Genomic DNA, 14,410 nt, shown 5'->3' with positions numbered 1-14,410 from the left:
TCAGACTTCGTACGCGGCGTCGGGCCGGGCGCCGCCCGTGGGCGCTCCGGCCGCCCGGGCGACGGGCTCCGGGGTGCCGGACTCCGGGGTGCCGGATTCCGGAGTGGCGGCCTCCCCGGCGACGGCCGCGGCCTGCTCGGCGACGGTGCGCAGGTCGAAGAGCCGGCCGACGCGGACGGCACCGGGCCAGCGGCCTTCGAGGCGCAGGTGGAGTTCGACGATCCGGTGCGAGTTGCCGCCGACGGCGAAGAAGTCGTCGTCCGGTCCGAAGTCGCCGTGCCCGAGGACCTCGGTCCAGTAGCGCGTCACGAGCCGCGGGGCGCCGTCCGCCTCGGCGGGCTCGTCGCGTCCGCCGAAGCCGTCCGGCCCACCGGCCCCGCCGGGGCCTTCGGTCTCGTCGGGGTCGCCGGGCTCGCCGGGGTCTTCGGCGAGCAGGGCGTGCAGCGCCTGGAGGTCGGTCTTGCCGGACGGCGCGAGCGGGAAGCCGGCCACCCGGACGAAGCGCTCCGGCCGGGCCTGGCCGCCGAGCAGGGCGGTGCAGTGCGCCAGCAGTTCGGCGGTGTCCGGCGCGGGGGCGGCGGGGTCGGCGGGGAGCCAGCACGCGGCCAGCGCGGTGGCGCCGTCCGGGCCGGTCACGGTGAGGACGGCGGCCTGCCGGACGGCGGGGTGGCGTTCCAGCGCCGCTTCGACGGCCTCGCGTTCGACCCGGACGCCGCGCACCTTGAGCTGCCCGTCGGCCCGGCCGCGGAACACCAGCGCCCCGGTGGGGTCGGCGGAGGCGAGGTCCCCGGTGCGGTACATCCGGGCGCCGGGGGTGGTGGCGAAGGGGTCGGGGAGGAAGCGCAGCGCGGTCTCGGCCGGGCGCCCGGCGTAGCCCTCGGCGACCTGCGGCCCGGCCACGTACAGCTCGCCGGTCCGCCCGGGCCCGACCGGGGCGAGCCGCTCGTCCAGCAGGTGGATCCGGTTGCCGGAGGTGGAGCGCCCGATCGGGACGGGGTCGGACGGCGCGGACGCGACCGGCTGGGCGAGCACGGTGACGGTGGTCTCGGTGGCGCCGTACTCGTTGACCAGCCGGGTGCCGGGCAGGACGGCCCGGTGCCGCTCGGCCTGCGCGGCCGACAGCGCCTCCCCGCCGGCGATCCACTGCCGCAGGTGGGCGTCGGCGCCGGCCAGGTGGGGCAGCACCAGCAGGTGGAACGAGGGCGGGCCGACCGCCACCTCGACCCGGTGGCGGCGGATCAGCGCGGCGGTGGCCTCCGGGTCGGGCAGGGCCCGTTCGTCGGGCAGCACCGCCGTGCCGCCGCCGCAGAGCGTGTGGAACAGCATCAGCAGCGGCGCGTCCCAGGAGAGCCGGGAGGCGGTGAAGGTGGTCGCGGCGGGGTCCTCGGCGCGGGAGGCGACCAGGTGGGCGAGCGCGCCGCGGGAGACCAGGACGGCCTTGGGCTCCCCGGTGGTCCCGGAGGTGGTGACGGCGTAGGCCGGTGCGGTCGGGGGCACCACGGCGTCCGACCGGCCGGCGGCCGGAGACACGGCCGGGGCCGGTCCGCTGTCGGCCACCGCCGTGACGGACTGTCCGCAGCCGGCCGCCAGTTCCCGCACGGCGGCGGGCGGGGTGGCCGGGTCGCCGTCGTCGTACACCAGGACGGCGCAGCCGCTGTCGCGCAGCAGGGCGCGCACCATCACGGCGGGGCGCTCGGGTTCCAGGACGCACCAGGCGGCGCCCAGCCGCAGCGCGGCCAGCATGCCGACGACGGTGCGCACGCCCTGGCGGCGGTGGATCAGGACGAGCCGGCCGGGGGTGGCCCCGGCGGCGGCCAGCCGGTCGGCCAACGCACTGGTCTCGATTTCGAGTTGACGATACGTCAGGCTCTGCTCGCCGACCACCACGGCGGTCCGGTCGGGCAGCGTGCGGAACCGTTCGCGGATCAGGTCGAGCACGTCGGGGGCCGGGCGGCCGGCGGTCACGGGCGGGTCCCGTAGGCGTAGAAGCCCAGCCCGGTCTTGCGGCCGAAGTGTCCGCGCCGCACCAGGTCGAGCAGCAGGTCGCAGGGCCGGAACCGCTCGTCGCCGGTGGTCTCCAGCAGGACGTCGAGGGTGTCGACGATGGTGTCGAGCCCGATCAGGTCCGCCGTGCGCAACGGGCCCATGGCATGGCCGAAGCACTCCTGGAAGATCAGGTCGACGGTCTCCGCGTCGGCCACGCCCTCCTGCACCCGGGCGGCCGCGTCGTTGACCATCGGCATCAGCACCCGGTTGGAGACGAAACCCGGCGAGTCGCGGACGACGTGGGCGCGGCGGCCGACCCCGGCGAGCAGGGCGAGGGTGGTCTCCAGCGTCCGGGCGGTGGTGGCCGGGCCGCGCACCACCTCGACGGTCTCCTTGAGGTACGCGGGGTTCATGAAGTGCGTGGCGAGCACCCGGTCGGCCCGGTCGGTGTAGGAGGCGAGCCGCTCGACCGGGATCGCCGAGGTGCAGGAGGCGAACACCGCGGCGGGGGCGCAGACCTGGTCCAGCTCCCGGAGCACCTGCTCCTTGACGGCCAGCCGCTCGGAGGCGCACTCCACCACGAAGCCGGCCACCGCGAGCCGCCCGAACTCGTCCGTCCAGTCGACCAGTTCGACGGTCTCCGCCGCCGACGGCCGGGCCTCGCCGGGGGCCCCGGCACGGGCCTCCCCGGGGGCCGGGCGGCGGCCGAGCAGCCGCGCGGCGCGCAGGCCGTCCCGCAGCCGGCCGGGGCCGGCGTCGAGGGCGGCCTGCTGCCGGTCGACCACCACCACGGGGTGCCCGGCCGCGGCGAAGACCTGGGCGACGGCGGTGCCCATCGTGCCGGCGCCGACGATCCCGACCGGGATCCGGTCGGTGCGGGCCGCCCGGGCCTCGTCTGCCTCGCGGTTCTGGGTGTCTTGCGGGTGCACGGTGTCCTTCCTGGTCACGACGGATTCCGGCCCGGTCACGGCCGGTTCCGGGCGTCGGGGGCCTCGGGGGCGACAGGGGTGTTGGGCGCCTCGGGGGCGACAGGGGCGTTGGACGCCTCGGGGGCGACAGGGGCGTTGGACGCCTCGGGCGCCTCGGGGGTGATCAGCCGCAGGTGGCCCGGCAGCGGGGGCGGCGGGGCGGCGGGCGGGTAGCCGAGCAGCAGCCGCCCCTCCCCCTCCTGGCCCACCACGGTGAACCCGGCGAACCGGAGGTTCACCAGCATCACCCGGTTGACGTCGGTGGGCACGAACTCGGCCAGCGGGCGGCGCCCTTCGGCGAGCGCCGCGCGCACGACGTGCCCGATCAGCGCCGGCCCGATGCCCCGGGACATCACCCGGCAGGACAGCAGGAGCAGCCGCAGCACCTCGGCCGGCCCGGCCGGGCCGTCGCCCTCCCGGTGCCCGGTCCGCTCGCTCAGCGCGAGGCCGATGGTGCCGTAGTCGCCGAACCGGTCGGTCAGTTCGGCGACCAGCACCCGGTGGTCGGGCGAGTCGCACAGCGCGCGCAGCTCCGGCAGGCCGTAGGTCCGGCCGGTGGTGTTGAGCTGGTGGGTGCGGACGGTGAGTTCGTGGGCACGGGCGAGGTCGTCCGGACCGGCCTGACGAATCGTCAGTTCCAGCCCCAGTGAGGCGAGGAACTCCTCGGGGGTGCCCTGGTGATCCTCCCGGGCCTGGGTGCGGAGCGCCTCGCCGCGGTAGCGCAGCCGGCGTTCACGGGCGTCGGCGGTGACGAACTCGGGCCGGAACTCCGGCAGTTCGGCCAGTTCGGCGACCTGCTCGGCAGGGTAGCAGCGCACCACGGGGTGGGCGGCGGCCACCTCGGCGCGCTCGACCGGGTCGTTGTCGACGAAGGCCACGGTGTCCAGCCCGATGCCGATGGTCTCGGCGATCCGGCGCACCGCGCCCGACTTGGGGCCCCAGCCGATCTCCAGCACGGTGAACAGCTCGTGCAGTCCGAGCCGTTCCAGGTGCGCGGCGGCGACGGCCCGGTCGCTCCGGCTGGCGACGGCGTGCAGGACGCCGCGCTCGTCCAGCGCCCGCAGGGCGGCGGTCGCCGCGGGGAACGGCGCCGGGTCGTCGCCCTCCAGCACGGTGCCGTTCCAGAGGGTGTCGTCGAGGTCCCAGACCAGGACCTTGACGGTCGGCCCCGCCCCGCCCTCCCCCAACCCGCCCTGCCGCGGCCCGGTCATCGGCGCACCCCCTGGCGCAACAGGCGGTCGGCGATGTGCAGTTCGGCGACCTGCGGGCTGCCCTCGATGATCTCCATCACCTTGGCGTCCCGGTAGAACCGGCCGGCCCGGACGCCGGGCTCGCAGCCCGCCGAGCCGAGGATCTGGACGGCCCGGTCGGCGACCGCCTTCGCCGCCCCGGCCGCCGCGTACTTGGCGACCACGGTCTCGGTGGCGGCGCCCAGCGGCGAGCCGGCCCGGGCCTCGGCGGCCCGCTCGGCCAGCGCCCGGGCGGCCGCCGTGTCGACGGCGGAGCGGGCGAGCAGCGAGCGCACCAGCTGGTGCCCGGCCAGCGGCACGCCGCCCTGGACCCGGCCCGCGGCGTGCTCGGCGGCGTCGGACAGGCAGGCCTCCGCCATGCCGACGCAGCCCCAGGCCACCGTGAACCGGCCGTGGTCCAGCGCCACGGCGGCGGTGTGGGTCAGGCCCAGCCCGGGCGGCGCCACCAGGTTCTCCCGGGGCACCCGCACCCGGTCGAAGGTGAGGTGGGCGATCCGCGCGGCGCGCAAACCGAGTTGGCCGCTGACGGGCTCGCGGACGATCCCGGGCCGGTCGGCCTCCACCAGGACGGCCGTCGGGCCGGCGTCGGTGCGCCCCAGCACCAGGAACACGTCGGCGCTCTGCCCGAAGGTCACCCAGCGCTTGGCGCCGGTGACGACCAGCCGTTCGCCGTCGTCCTCGATCCGCGTCCCGACCTCGGCGAGCGCGCTGCCGGCCTCCCGTTCGGTGGCGGCGAAGCCGGCCAGGCATTCACCGGAGGCCAGTGCGGGCAGCCACCGCGCGCGCTGCTCCTGGCCGCCCCAGCGCAGCAGCGCCGCGGCCGTCATGCCCTGGACGGTGAGCAGCGCGCGCAGGGCGCCGCAGACGCCGCCCAGGTGCGCGACGGCCTCGCCCAGCTGGGCCGGGGTGGCGCCGGCGCCGCCGTGGCGGGCGGGCAGGTCGAGGCCGAGCAGTCCGGCGGCGGCCACCGCGCGGACGGCCTCGTCGGGCAGCGCGCCCTGCTCGTCCCAGCGGGCGGCATCGTCGCGGACGGCGGCGGCCAGCTCGGCGGCGGCCTCGACCGCCGAAGCACCCGAAGCCCCCGAAGCCCCTGGGGCGGACGGGCCGGACGGAACGGACGGGCCGGACGGACGGGTCTCGCTAGCCGTGGGCGGCACTGCCGGCCCCCGTCTCCTCGCCCGTGCCCAGCCCGGCCCGCTTGCGCTCGACCAGCGCGGCGATCCGCTCGGCGGTGCGGAAGGAGTCCAGGTCGAGGTCGTCCACCTCGATCCGGATGTCGAACCGCTCCTCGACGAAGACCACCAGCTCCAGCGCGAACAGCGAGTCCGCGAGCCCCAGCGCGAAGTAGTCCTCGTCCGGCGCCACCGGCCGGCGCAGTGCGACGGTCAGGAACTCCCGTATCTCGATTGCCGTGTCGGTCACGCGGTGCTCTCCCAGGGTCCGATTTCCACCAGCAGCAGGTTCCAGGCCGCCACCGGGCTGACGTTGACCAGGACGACCCGGTCGCCCTCGGCCAGCCGCCCGTTCGCCAGCGCCGTCCAGAGGTTGAGGAAGACGTCGTTCGGCCCCAGGTGGCCGTACCGGGCCAGGTTCTCCCGGCACTCCGGCAGGAGTTCGACGCCCAGCGACTCCGCCAGGAAGCGCAGTCCGCCCGCCGAGAGGTTCTGGCTGGCGTAGCCGGCGACGTCGGCGCGGTCGAGGCCGTGCCGCTTGAGCAGCCGCTCCAGGAGCGCGGTGAGCCGGTTCCTGGTCTCCACCGCGAGCCGGAAGGAGTAGCCGGGCAGGTCCCGGCACTCCTCCTGCCAGCTCTCCCAGGGGCGGTCCCGGTAGTCCACCCGGAAGAGGTCCCAGTAGGCGCCGTTGGTCTCCTGGACCAGGTCGAGCACCCGCACCGGGCCGGTGCGGGCGAGCAGCAGGGCCTGCCCGGCGTCCCCGTTGACGGTGACGGGGTGCCGGTAGCGGCCGGGGGTGGCCGGGGTGGAGGCGTGCGCGACCAGGACGTGCCGGACGTCCGGGTCGGCGGCGAGCAGTCCGCGGGCGGCGAGCAGGGCCGGTCCGAGCGAGACGCAGCCGAGGCCGCCGACGCCGAAGGTGACGGCCCGGTCGGCGCCGAGCCGGGCCTGGAGCCTGGTCGCCTCGGAGCTGAGCAGGGTCTCGGGGGCCCGGGAGTCGACGACGATCAGGGCGTCCAGGTCCTGGGCGGCGAGCCCGGCGCCGACCAGCGCGCTGCGGGCCGCCCGTTCGGCCAGCCCGGTCGGGCCGAGCTCGCGGTCGACGGCCACGGTGTCGATCCCCAGGCCGGCCAGCGTGGTTCTGCGCTCGCCGTCCAGGCCCGCCAGTTCGGGCAGTTCGCCGACCGGCACCCGCTGCTCGGGCAGCTGCCAGGCCGCCTCGCGCACCGCGAGCGGCGCGGGGGCGCCGCCCGTCCTCGTCGTCACCATGCCGTGTCCTCGACTCTCCGCTGTCTGTCCGGGCGTCTCCCGGTCTCGTACGGCCGCGTGCCGGGGCGCGGCTCAGGCACTGCGCAGGCAGCCGTCCGCCGCCGACTCGGCGTAGGCCTCGCCCAGTTCCCGCACCGCCTCGGCGACGCCGCTGCGGGGCACCCCGGCGTACCCCACCACCAGGGCCGGCCCGGACTGCCAGGACCGGTGGTGGTACGAGCGGCCGCCGCGCACCAGCACCGAGCGGCGCAGCGCCCGGGCGACCAGCGCGGCCTCGTCCACCCGGTGCGGGAGCTGGACGTAGGCGTGCAGCCCGGCGAAGGCGCCCACGATCCGGGCCCCCGGCAGCCGGCGCCGCACGGCCTCGTGGAAGACCTCGCGGCGGGCCCGCAGCCGTTCGCGCTGGCGCCGCAGGTGGCGGTCGAGTTCGCCGCCGTCCAGCAGTTCGGCGAACGCGTGCTGGGTGAACACGTCGCAGCCGAGGTCCCGTTGGGAGCGGACCTCCTCCAGGCGGCGGCGCAGCCGGGGCGGGGCGACCAGCCAGCCCAGCCGCATCCCGGAGGCCAGCGACTTGCTCGCGGTGCCCGCGTAGAGCACCCGGGAGGGGGACAGCCGTTGCAGCGCGGTGGGCCGGCGGCCGTGGTCCAGCCAGAGGTCGCCGTCGTAGTCGTCCTCGATGATCCAGCCGTCCACGTCCTCCGCCCAGCGGACCAGGGCGGCCCGCCGCTCGGCGCTGAGCACGGCGCCGGTGGGGAACTGGTGGGCGGGGGTGACCAGCACCGCGCGGGCGCCGGTGCGGGCCAGCGCGGCCACGTCGATGCCGTGCTCGTCGACCGGGACGGACGGGCAGTCCAGGCCCGACTCGACGATGAACTGGCGCTGCTGCGGGTGGCACGGGTCCTCGACGGCGAGCGCGCCCAGGCCGGTGCGGGGCAGCGTGGCGCAGACCAGGCCGAGCGTCTGGGCGAACCCGGAGACCACCATGACGTGCTCGGGGGTGGTGTGCACGCCGCGCGCCCGCCCGAGGTAGCGGGCGAGTTCGGCGCGCAGCGCCGGGACGCCGGACACCGGCGGGTACCCGAGGTCGCGCGGGCCGAGCCGGCGCGCGGCGCGCTGGTAGGCGGCCAGCCACTCGCGCTGGGGGAAGGCGGAGGCGTCGGCGCCGCCGGCCCGCAGGTCCCAGCGGATCACCGGGGCGGGGCGGGCGTCGCCGAGCAGGGTCGGCATCCGGGTGCCCCGGTCCAGGTGGGTGGCGACCCGGGTGCCCGAGCCCCGGGTCGCCTCCAGGTAGCCGCCGGCGACGAGTTGCCCGTAGGCCTCGACGACGACGCTGCGGGACACCCGCAGGTCCTCGGCGAGCTGACGGCTCGACGGCAGCCGGGTGCCGGGGTGCAGCGCCCCCTCGGCGATCTCCCGCTTGATGCCGTCCCGGATCTGGGCGGTCAGCGGGAGCACGTCCTCCCGTGCCACGTCGATCAAGGTGTTCCAGGGCATGCTTGGCTCCTCCCTCCCCCGCCCACGGCGGCCCTGTCAAAGCCCTCCGGACCTGTTCGGCCCGTCGGTCCGGCACTGTTCGGCCCGCCGGCCCGGCCCTGCCCGGCCGGACGGACCGGTGGCCCTAGCGGGCCTCGGACGGACCGGACCGCTCGGTGTCCAGCAGCGCCCGCAGGGACGCGGCCCGGACGGCCCGGCCGACGGCCTCGCCCTCCTCCCCGGCGATGCCGACCCCCCAGTAGGAGTGGGAGTCCACGACGATCTCGAAGGCGGCGGTGACCGCGTTCAGCGGTGCGCCGGCCCGCTCCACGACGAGGCCCTGGACGACGGCGTCGAGCCCGTAGCCGGCCACCGCCTCGGCGGTGGCCCCGCTCCAGCGGGTGTCGCCGGGCTCCGCCGTCAGCGGCTCCGGCTCCGGCAGGCCGGGCACGGTCTCGGTGCCCAGCGCCACGTACCGCTCGACGAAGTGCTCCCACAGCTGGTCGCCGGTGATCTCGCCGCCGATCTCCTCGCAGACCGCCTGCATCTCGGCGGCGAAGTCGATCTGGAGGCGGCGCGGCAGCTCGATGCCGTACTCGGTGCGCAGCAGGTGGGCGATGCCGCCCTTGCCGGACTGGGTGTTGATCCGGATCAGCGCCTGGTAGCCGCGGCCGATGTCGCGCGGGTCGATCGGCAGGTACGGCACGTCCCAGACCTCCTGCCCGGACTCCTCGCGGGCGCGCAGGCCCTTGGCGATGGCGTCCTGGTGGGAGCCGGCGAAGGAGGTGTAGACGAAGTCGCCGGCCCACGGGTGGCGGGCGGGGACGGGCATCTGGTTGCAGCTCTCGACGATGCGGCGGATGCCGTCGATGTCGCTCAGGTCCAGCATCGGGTCGACGCCCTGGGAGAACAGGTTCATGGCCAGGGTGACCAGGCAGACGTTGCCGGAGCGCTCGCCGTTGCCGAACAGGGTGCCCTCGACCCGGTCCGCCCCGGCGAGGACGGCGAGTTCGGCGGCGGCGACGCCGCTGCCGCGGTCGTTGTGCGGGTGCACGCCGAGGATGGTGCGCTCGCGGTGGAGCAGGTTGCGGTGGGTGTACTCGATCCGGTCGGCGAACTCCTGCGGCGGGAACACCTCGACGGTGGAGGGCAGGTTGATCCGCAGCGTGTGCGCGGCCCGCGGGGCCCAGAAGTCGAGGACGGCGTTGCAGAGTTCGAGCGCGTAGTCCGGCTCGGTCTGGGTGTAGGACTCCGGCGCGTACTGGAGGTAGATCTCCGTGCCGGGGATCGAGTCCTGGAGCTTGAGGGCCTGTTCGGCCCCGTCGAGCGCCATGGCGGTGGTCTGCCGGCGGTCCTTGCGGAAGACCAGGCGGCGCTGGACCTCCGAGGTCGGGTTGAAGATCTGGAGGACGGCGCGCGGCACGCCCTCCAGGGCCTTGACGGTGCGTTCGATGAAGTCGCCGCGGATCGGCGTCATGACCTGGACGACGACGTCGTCCGGGATCGCGCCGGTGTCGACGAGGTGGCGGAGGAAGGCGTGGTCGTCCTGCGAGGAGGTGGGGAAGCCGACCTCGATCTCCTTGAACCCCATGGCGACCAGCAGGTCGAACATCCGCCGCTTGCGGGTGATGTCCATGGGATCGGTCAGGGCCTGGTTGCCGTCTCTCAGGTCGACGCTGCACCACAGCGGGGCCTGCTCCGCGCGGCGGCCCGGCCAGCCGCGGTCGGGCAGCCCGACCGCCTGGTACGGCTGGTACTTCCGGACCGGCATCGCGCTGTGGCGCTGGATGCCCTGGTCGCGGGCGGGTGTGCCCTGCGGCGTGTCCGCGTCGGTGGGTTGAGCGGTCATCTCTCCTCCACAACGGTGGTCTGGGCGTCTTGTGGGGACGCTCTGCTAGCTCTGCTAGGCGGGCCAGGTGCTGAACTGTCTCCTCCCGTAGAGCAGCGGCGACGCGTCGCTGAGCTCGGTGATCCGGATGACCTCGCCGAAGACCATCCGCTGGCCTCCGACGGGGACCAGCTGGCTGACCCGGCAGTCGGCCACCGCGTGGGCGTCGTGGACGAGGTGGGGTCCGCCGGCGCCGGGGGGCAGCCGCCAGGTGGTGGCGTCGAACCGGTCCGGGTCACCGGAGGCGAACAGCTCGGCGGTGCCGCGGCCCTCGGCGTGCAGCAGGTTCACCGCGAACTGGCCGCTGCGCAGCACGGCCTTCAGCGTCGGGCTCTCCGCCCGCATGCCGACCAGCAGGGTGGGCGGTTCGACGGTGACGCTGCACAGGGCGGAGCAGGTCATGCCCCAGGGCCGGCCGGCGTCGTCCAGCGAGGTGACGATGGCGACGCCGCTCGGGAAGCCGGACATGAAGGTCCGGAAATCGGAGGGGGTTGAGGTGACGAGTTCCACGTGATTCACCGCTCGACTGGGTAGGGGACCGGCTCCGCGGTCCGGGGCGCGTCCACGCTCGCCGTGCGCCGGTCGATGACCCACAGCAGCGGGCCGCTGAGCACCGTCGTGAACAGGGCCATCACGACGAGGGCGAGGAACAGCGCCGGGGTGAGGATCCCGGCCTGGTAGCCCGTCTGGAGGACGGCGAGCTCGGTCAGGCCGCGGGCGTTGAGGAACACCGCGATCCGCATGCACTCGACCGGGGGCCGGCCGGCCGCCCGCGCGCCGTAGTAGCTGCCGACCAGCTTGCCGAAGATCGCGAGCACCACGGACAGGACGACGGCCTGCCAGGAGAACACGCTGAGCGGCGCCGAGGCGAGGCCCATGCCGGTCACCGTGAACAGCAGCGGCAGCACGATCCGGCCCCAGCCGCCGACGGTGTGGGCGGCCCTGGTCCAGGGGCCGACGCCGTCGTCGCCCGGCAGCGCCAGGGCGACCAGGACGGCGCCGAGGACGTCGGTGAGGCCGAGCCGCGAGGTGGTCAGGGCGGCGGCCACGGCCGCGGCGGCGGTCAGCCCGATCGGCACCGCGACCGGGATCCGCCCGGCCCAGGCCCGGGGCCCGGGCAGGGCCCCGGCCCGGCGGATCAGCCAGGCGCCCAGCAGGCCGACGACGAACACCAGGTACGGGGTGATCTTCCCGCCGCCGTGCGCCAGGCCGACCGCGATCGCCAGCAGCGACCAGGTGACGGCGTCGATGGAGACCGCGACCGCCATGCAGAGCCGGCCGATCGCGGTGTTGAGCATGCCGCGGTCGTCCAGGATGCCGGCCAGCACCGGGACGGCGGTGACCGCCAGCGCGATCGCCAGCATCAGGACCAGCACCCCGGCCGGGGCGCCGCCGCGCAGCGCCGGGGATCCGTCGGCCAGCACCCACGCGGCGAACGCGACGCCGCAGCCGAGCGGCAGCAGCAGCGAGCCCACGGCGGTCATCGCGATGCTGCGCCCGCCCAGCCGGCTGCCGCCGGCCCGGATCTCGTGGACGGCGCCCACCAGGAAGAGCGCGAGGCCGAGGTGGCCCGCCTTCTCCAGGACGGCCCCGCCGTCCATGGTGGCCGGCTTCCAGTGCCACTGGCTCGCCAGCAGCGCCCCGAGCAGGAGGCAGGCCATGATCTCGCCGACGATCTCCGGCTGCCGCAGCAGCTTCGCCAGCCGGCGTCCGAGCAGTGCCACGGGGACGAGCAGAGCGAGCGTCACCGCGGCCGGTACGTACGGAAGACTGTCCATGGTGCCTCCTTTCTCGGGGCGCCGAAGGGTCAGTGCATCTGGGCGAGGTACTCGTACTGGCTGGGCAGGCGCTTCAGGAGCTCGGCGGACTGGTCGCTCAGCAGCTGGAACTCCTTCTCCGCGCGGCTGCCGTCCTGGAGGGCGAGCGCGGGCGGGGCCTTGAGCTCGATGCCGCCGAGGCCGAGCAGCATGGCCAGGTAGGAGTAGGACTCGAACCCGTGGAAGTGCGGGAAGATGGTGGCCTCCGTCGGAGGCTTGGCCTTCCACAGCTCGATCCGCTCGGCCAGGCCGTCGGGCATCACCCGGGTCTTGGCGTCCCGCCAGTAGGCGTTGTCCTCGCGGGCCGCGGCCTTGTAGTGCAGGACGAGGAACTCCCGTACGCCGTCGATGGTGTTGCCGACGATGCGGTTGTAGGAGCGGCGCAGCCCCGGGTCCCAGTTGGCGTCCGGGAAGTGCTTGACCAGTTCCTCGATGCCCTGCTGGATGAAGAAGATGCCGGTCGACTCCAGGGGCTCGACGAAGCCGCTGGACAGGCCGATGGCGACGCAGTTGTTGACCCAGGCGTTGCGGGTGCGGCCGATCCGCATCCTGATGTGGTTGGCCTCCAGGCCCTCCGCGTCCGGGCCGACCTTGGCCCGCAGCGTGGCCTCGGCCTCCTCGGGCGTCGCGTACTCGTCGGAGTAGACGTAGCCGGTGCCGATGCGGCCGAACAGCGGGATGGTCCAGATCCAGCCGGCGTCCGAGGCGGTGGCGGTGGTGCAGGGGCGCAGGCCGCGCTTCTCCATGTCGACCGGGACGCGCAGCGCCACCGCGCGGTTGTTGGGCAGGGTGTCCTGGAAGGAGTTGAACGGCTCCTCCAGGGTCTGGTTGATCAGCAGGCCGCGGAAGCCGGTGCAGTCGATGAAGAGGTCGCCCTCGATCAGACCGTGTTCCTTGGTGCGCACGCCGCTGATCCAGCCGCGCTCGTCCTGGACGACCTCGACGACGTCGTCCTCGATGTGCTTGGCGCCGCGCTCGGTGGCGTATCCGGAGAGGAAGTCGGCCAGCAGCGAGGCGTCGAACTGGTAGGCGTACGGGAACTGGGTGTCCTGCTCCGTGAGGGTGTCGCGCTCGGCCGTGTTGCCGCCCTCCTTGAAGTCCTGCTCGAAGAGGGTGCCGTCGAGGTAGCGCGGGGACTTCTCCGCGTCGCAGATCGCGGCCATCAGGAACACGTCCTGGTCGAAGCGGTCGCCGGAGCGGCTGTTCAGCCACCAGTCGGTGAGCGGCAGGCCGTCGACGACCCGGAGGCGCTCGAAGGGGTGGTAGAAGTAGTGGCCCTTGCGCCGCCAGTTCTCGAATCGGATGCCGAGCTTGTAGGTGGCATTGCACTTGGGCATCCAGACGTGCTCCGGCAGGCCCAGGTAGTTGAAGAAATGCCGAACGGTGCTGAAGGTCGCCTCGCCGACCCCGATGGACTTGATTCGCTTGGATTCCACCAGCGTGACGGAAATGCGATCGCCGAATGCGGCGCGCAGGTACGAGGCGGTCATCCAACCGGATGTCCCACCACCGACGATGACGACGTTGCCCAGCATTCCTGACCCTCTCAGCCGGTCGTTCAACCCGGAGCCCCGGGCTGTCCCATGGCTCGAAATCCTGCGGCAGCGGAGCCTCCGGAAAACAGGCTTTTAAGCCTCAGCGGAAACACGCACTCCAGCGCGTCCCGGCGTTCGCCGGGGGTTTTCCGACATGCCGAACAGATGACACCCGATGGTTGGGGGTGCCATCTGTTCGGTGGAACTCGCCGGAACTCGCCGGAATTCGGCAGGGGTCAGGCGGGGGTCGGGCGGTGGCTGAGCCGGCTCAGCCACCGTCCAACAGGTAGTCGTGCAGCAGTGAGATGACCCGGGCCCGCTGCGCGGTCAGGTAGAAGTGCCCGCCGGGCAGCACGTGGAACGCGAACTCCTTGCCGGCCAGCGCCTCCCAGCCGCGGGCCCGCTCGACGCTCACCGTGACGTCGGAGTCCCCGGTGAGCACCACGACCCCGCAGTCCACCGGGCGCAGCGCGGTGGGCCGGTAGGAGTCGATCAGCAGGTAGTCGTTGCGCAGGATCGGCAGCACCATCTCCCGGATGTCCGGGTCGTCGAAGATCGACATCTGGGTCCCGCCGTGGCCCGCGACCGTGGCGAGGAGCTCGTCGTCGCCGCGGGGCCGGGCCGGCGCCCGCCCGGCCGGTCCGTCGCCGGACCCGGCCGGCGCCTGCGGCGGCGGGTAGCCGGAGAGCACCAGCCGGGCCACCGGCAGTCCCTGCGCGTGCAGCGACTGCACGGTCTCGTACGCGAGCAGCGCGCCCATGCTGTGGCCGAAGACCACCGTCTCGACGCCGGGGCGGTCGGTCTCCAGCAGTGCCTGCGTCAGCTGGGCCACCAGGGTCGCGGCGTCCTGGACGAAGGGGTCCTCGATCCGTTCCTCCCGCCCCGGGTACTGGACGAGCTGGAGTTCGACGGCCGCCGAGAGGTGGTTGGCCCAGGGCCGGTAGAAGCCCGCGCTGCCGCCGGCGTGCGGCAGGCAGACCAGCCGCCGGGTCGCCTCCGGGCGCGGCCTGGGGATCACCAGCCAGGGTTGGTCGTCGTTCAAACGGTCACTT

Annotated in this window: 12 protein-coding genes; all 12 read right to left on the bottom strand. The window is 74.6% G+C overall.

Going from position 1 to position 14,410, the window contains the following annotated elements; genetic code table 11:
* The 12 genes from ACFVTF_RS22200 to ACFVTF_RS22145 all read right to left on the bottom strand — a co-directional run bounded on the left by ACFVTF_RS22200 (position 1) and on the right by ACFVTF_RS22145 (position 14,400).
* Entirely contained in the window at positions 1-1,965 is a 1,965-nt protein-coding gene (locus ACFVTF_RS22200) for a non-ribosomal peptide synthetase (protein WP_387815793.1), read from the bottom strand.
* Entirely contained in the window at positions 1,962-2,933 is a 972-nt protein-coding gene (locus ACFVTF_RS22195; RefSeq protein ID WP_387815791.1) for a 3-hydroxyacyl-CoA dehydrogenase family protein, read from the bottom strand. The genes ACFVTF_RS22200 and ACFVTF_RS22195 overlap by 4 nt, the downstream gene beginning before the upstream one ends.
* Positions 2,934-2,950: 17 nt before the next feature.
* A complete protein-coding gene (locus tag ACFVTF_RS22190; RefSeq protein WP_387815789.1) occupies positions 2,951-4,165 on the bottom strand; it encodes an HAD-IIIC family phosphatase in 1,215 nt (404 codons plus the stop codon).
* On the bottom strand, positions 4,162-5,361 hold the full coding sequence (locus ACFVTF_RS22185; protein WP_387815787.1) for an acyl-CoA dehydrogenase family protein: 1,200 nt from the start codon (positions 5,359-5,361) through the stop codon (positions 4,162-4,164). Before ACFVTF_RS22185 ends, ACFVTF_RS22190 begins: the two co-directional genes overlap by 4 nt.
* Positions 5,345-5,626, bottom strand: a complete 282-nt coding sequence (locus ACFVTF_RS22180) for a phosphopantetheine-binding protein (protein ID WP_387815785.1) — start codon at positions 5,624-5,626, stop codon at positions 5,345-5,347. The genes ACFVTF_RS22185 and ACFVTF_RS22180 overlap by 17 nt, the downstream gene beginning before the upstream one ends.
* The gene (locus ACFVTF_RS22175; RefSeq protein WP_387815783.1) at positions 5,623-6,645 is read right to left on the bottom strand and encodes a 3-oxoacyl-ACP synthase; all 1,023 of its coding nucleotides are present in this window, start codon (positions 6,643-6,645) and stop codon (positions 5,623-5,625) included. The genes ACFVTF_RS22180 and ACFVTF_RS22175 overlap by 4 nt, the downstream gene beginning before the upstream one ends.
* A gap of 72 nt (positions 6,646-6,717) precedes the next feature.
* On the bottom strand, positions 6,718-8,139 hold the full coding sequence (locus ACFVTF_RS22170) for a PLP-dependent aminotransferase family protein (RefSeq protein WP_350880968.1): 1,422 nt from the start codon (positions 8,137-8,139) through the stop codon (positions 6,718-6,720).
* A gap of 124 nt (positions 8,140-8,263) precedes the next feature.
* Positions 8,264-9,967, bottom strand: a complete 1,704-nt coding sequence (locus ACFVTF_RS22165; protein ID WP_387815781.1) for a 2-isopropylmalate synthase — start codon at positions 9,965-9,967, stop codon at positions 8,264-8,266.
* 54 nt (positions 9,968-10,021) lie between these two features.
* The gene (locus tag ACFVTF_RS22160) at positions 10,022-10,525 is read right to left on the bottom strand and encodes a flavin reductase family protein (RefSeq protein WP_387815779.1); all 504 of its coding nucleotides are present in this window, start codon (positions 10,523-10,525) and stop codon (positions 10,022-10,024) included.
* Positions 10,522-11,784, bottom strand: coding sequence for a cation:proton antiporter (locus tag ACFVTF_RS22155; protein ID WP_387815777.1), 1,263 nt, complete (start codon positions 11,782-11,784; stop codon positions 10,522-10,524). Before ACFVTF_RS22155 ends, ACFVTF_RS22160 begins: the two co-directional genes overlap by 4 nt.
* A gap of 29 nt (positions 11,785-11,813) precedes the next feature.
* Positions 11,814-13,358: a tryptophan halogenase family protein gene (locus ACFVTF_RS22150; protein WP_387815775.1), complete on the bottom strand. Its 1,545-nt coding sequence runs from the start codon at positions 13,356-13,358 to the stop codon at positions 11,814-11,816.
* Positions 13,359-13,626: 268 nt separating this feature from the next.
* The gene (locus tag ACFVTF_RS22145) at positions 13,627-14,400 is read right to left on the bottom strand and encodes a thioesterase II family protein (RefSeq protein WP_387815773.1); all 774 of its coding nucleotides are present in this window, start codon (positions 14,398-14,400) and stop codon (positions 13,627-13,629) included.
* Positions 14,401-14,410: the final 10 nt, after the last annotated feature.

This window comes from Kitasatospora sp. NPDC057940 (assembly GCF_042887425.1).
In the GTDB taxonomy this organism is placed as follows: Bacteria; Actinomycetota; Actinomycetes; order Streptomycetales; family Streptomycetaceae; genus Kitasatospora.
The sequence above is the reverse complement of the archived record's forward strand: the minus strand, read 5'-3'. Positions and strand labels throughout refer to the sequence as shown.

Excerpts from the sequence above, each read along its gene's own strand:
- ACFVTF_RS22150 (WP_387815775.1), bottom strand. The coding sequence starts at position 13,358 with ATGCTGGGCAACGTCGTCATCGTCGGTGGTGGGACATCCGGTTGGATG.
- ACFVTF_RS22170 (WP_350880968.1), bottom strand. The coding sequence starts at position 8,139 with ATGCCCTGGAACACCTTGATCGACGTGGCACGGGAGGACGTGCTCCCG.
- ACFVTF_RS22190 (WP_387815789.1), bottom strand. The coding sequence starts at position 4,165 with ATGACCGGGCCGCGGCAGGGCGGGTTGGGGGAGGGCGGGGCGGGGCCG.
- ACFVTF_RS22155 (WP_387815777.1), bottom strand. The coding sequence starts at position 11,784 with ATGGACAGTCTTCCGTACGTACCGGCCGCGGTGACGCTCGCTCTGCTC.
- ACFVTF_RS22175 (WP_387815783.1), bottom strand. The coding sequence starts at position 6,645 with ATGGTGACGACGAGGACGGGCGGCGCCCCCGCGCCGCTCGCGGTGCGC.
- ACFVTF_RS22165 (WP_387815781.1), bottom strand. The coding sequence starts at position 9,967 with ATGACCGCTCAACCCACCGACGCGGACACGCCGCAGGGCACACCCGCC.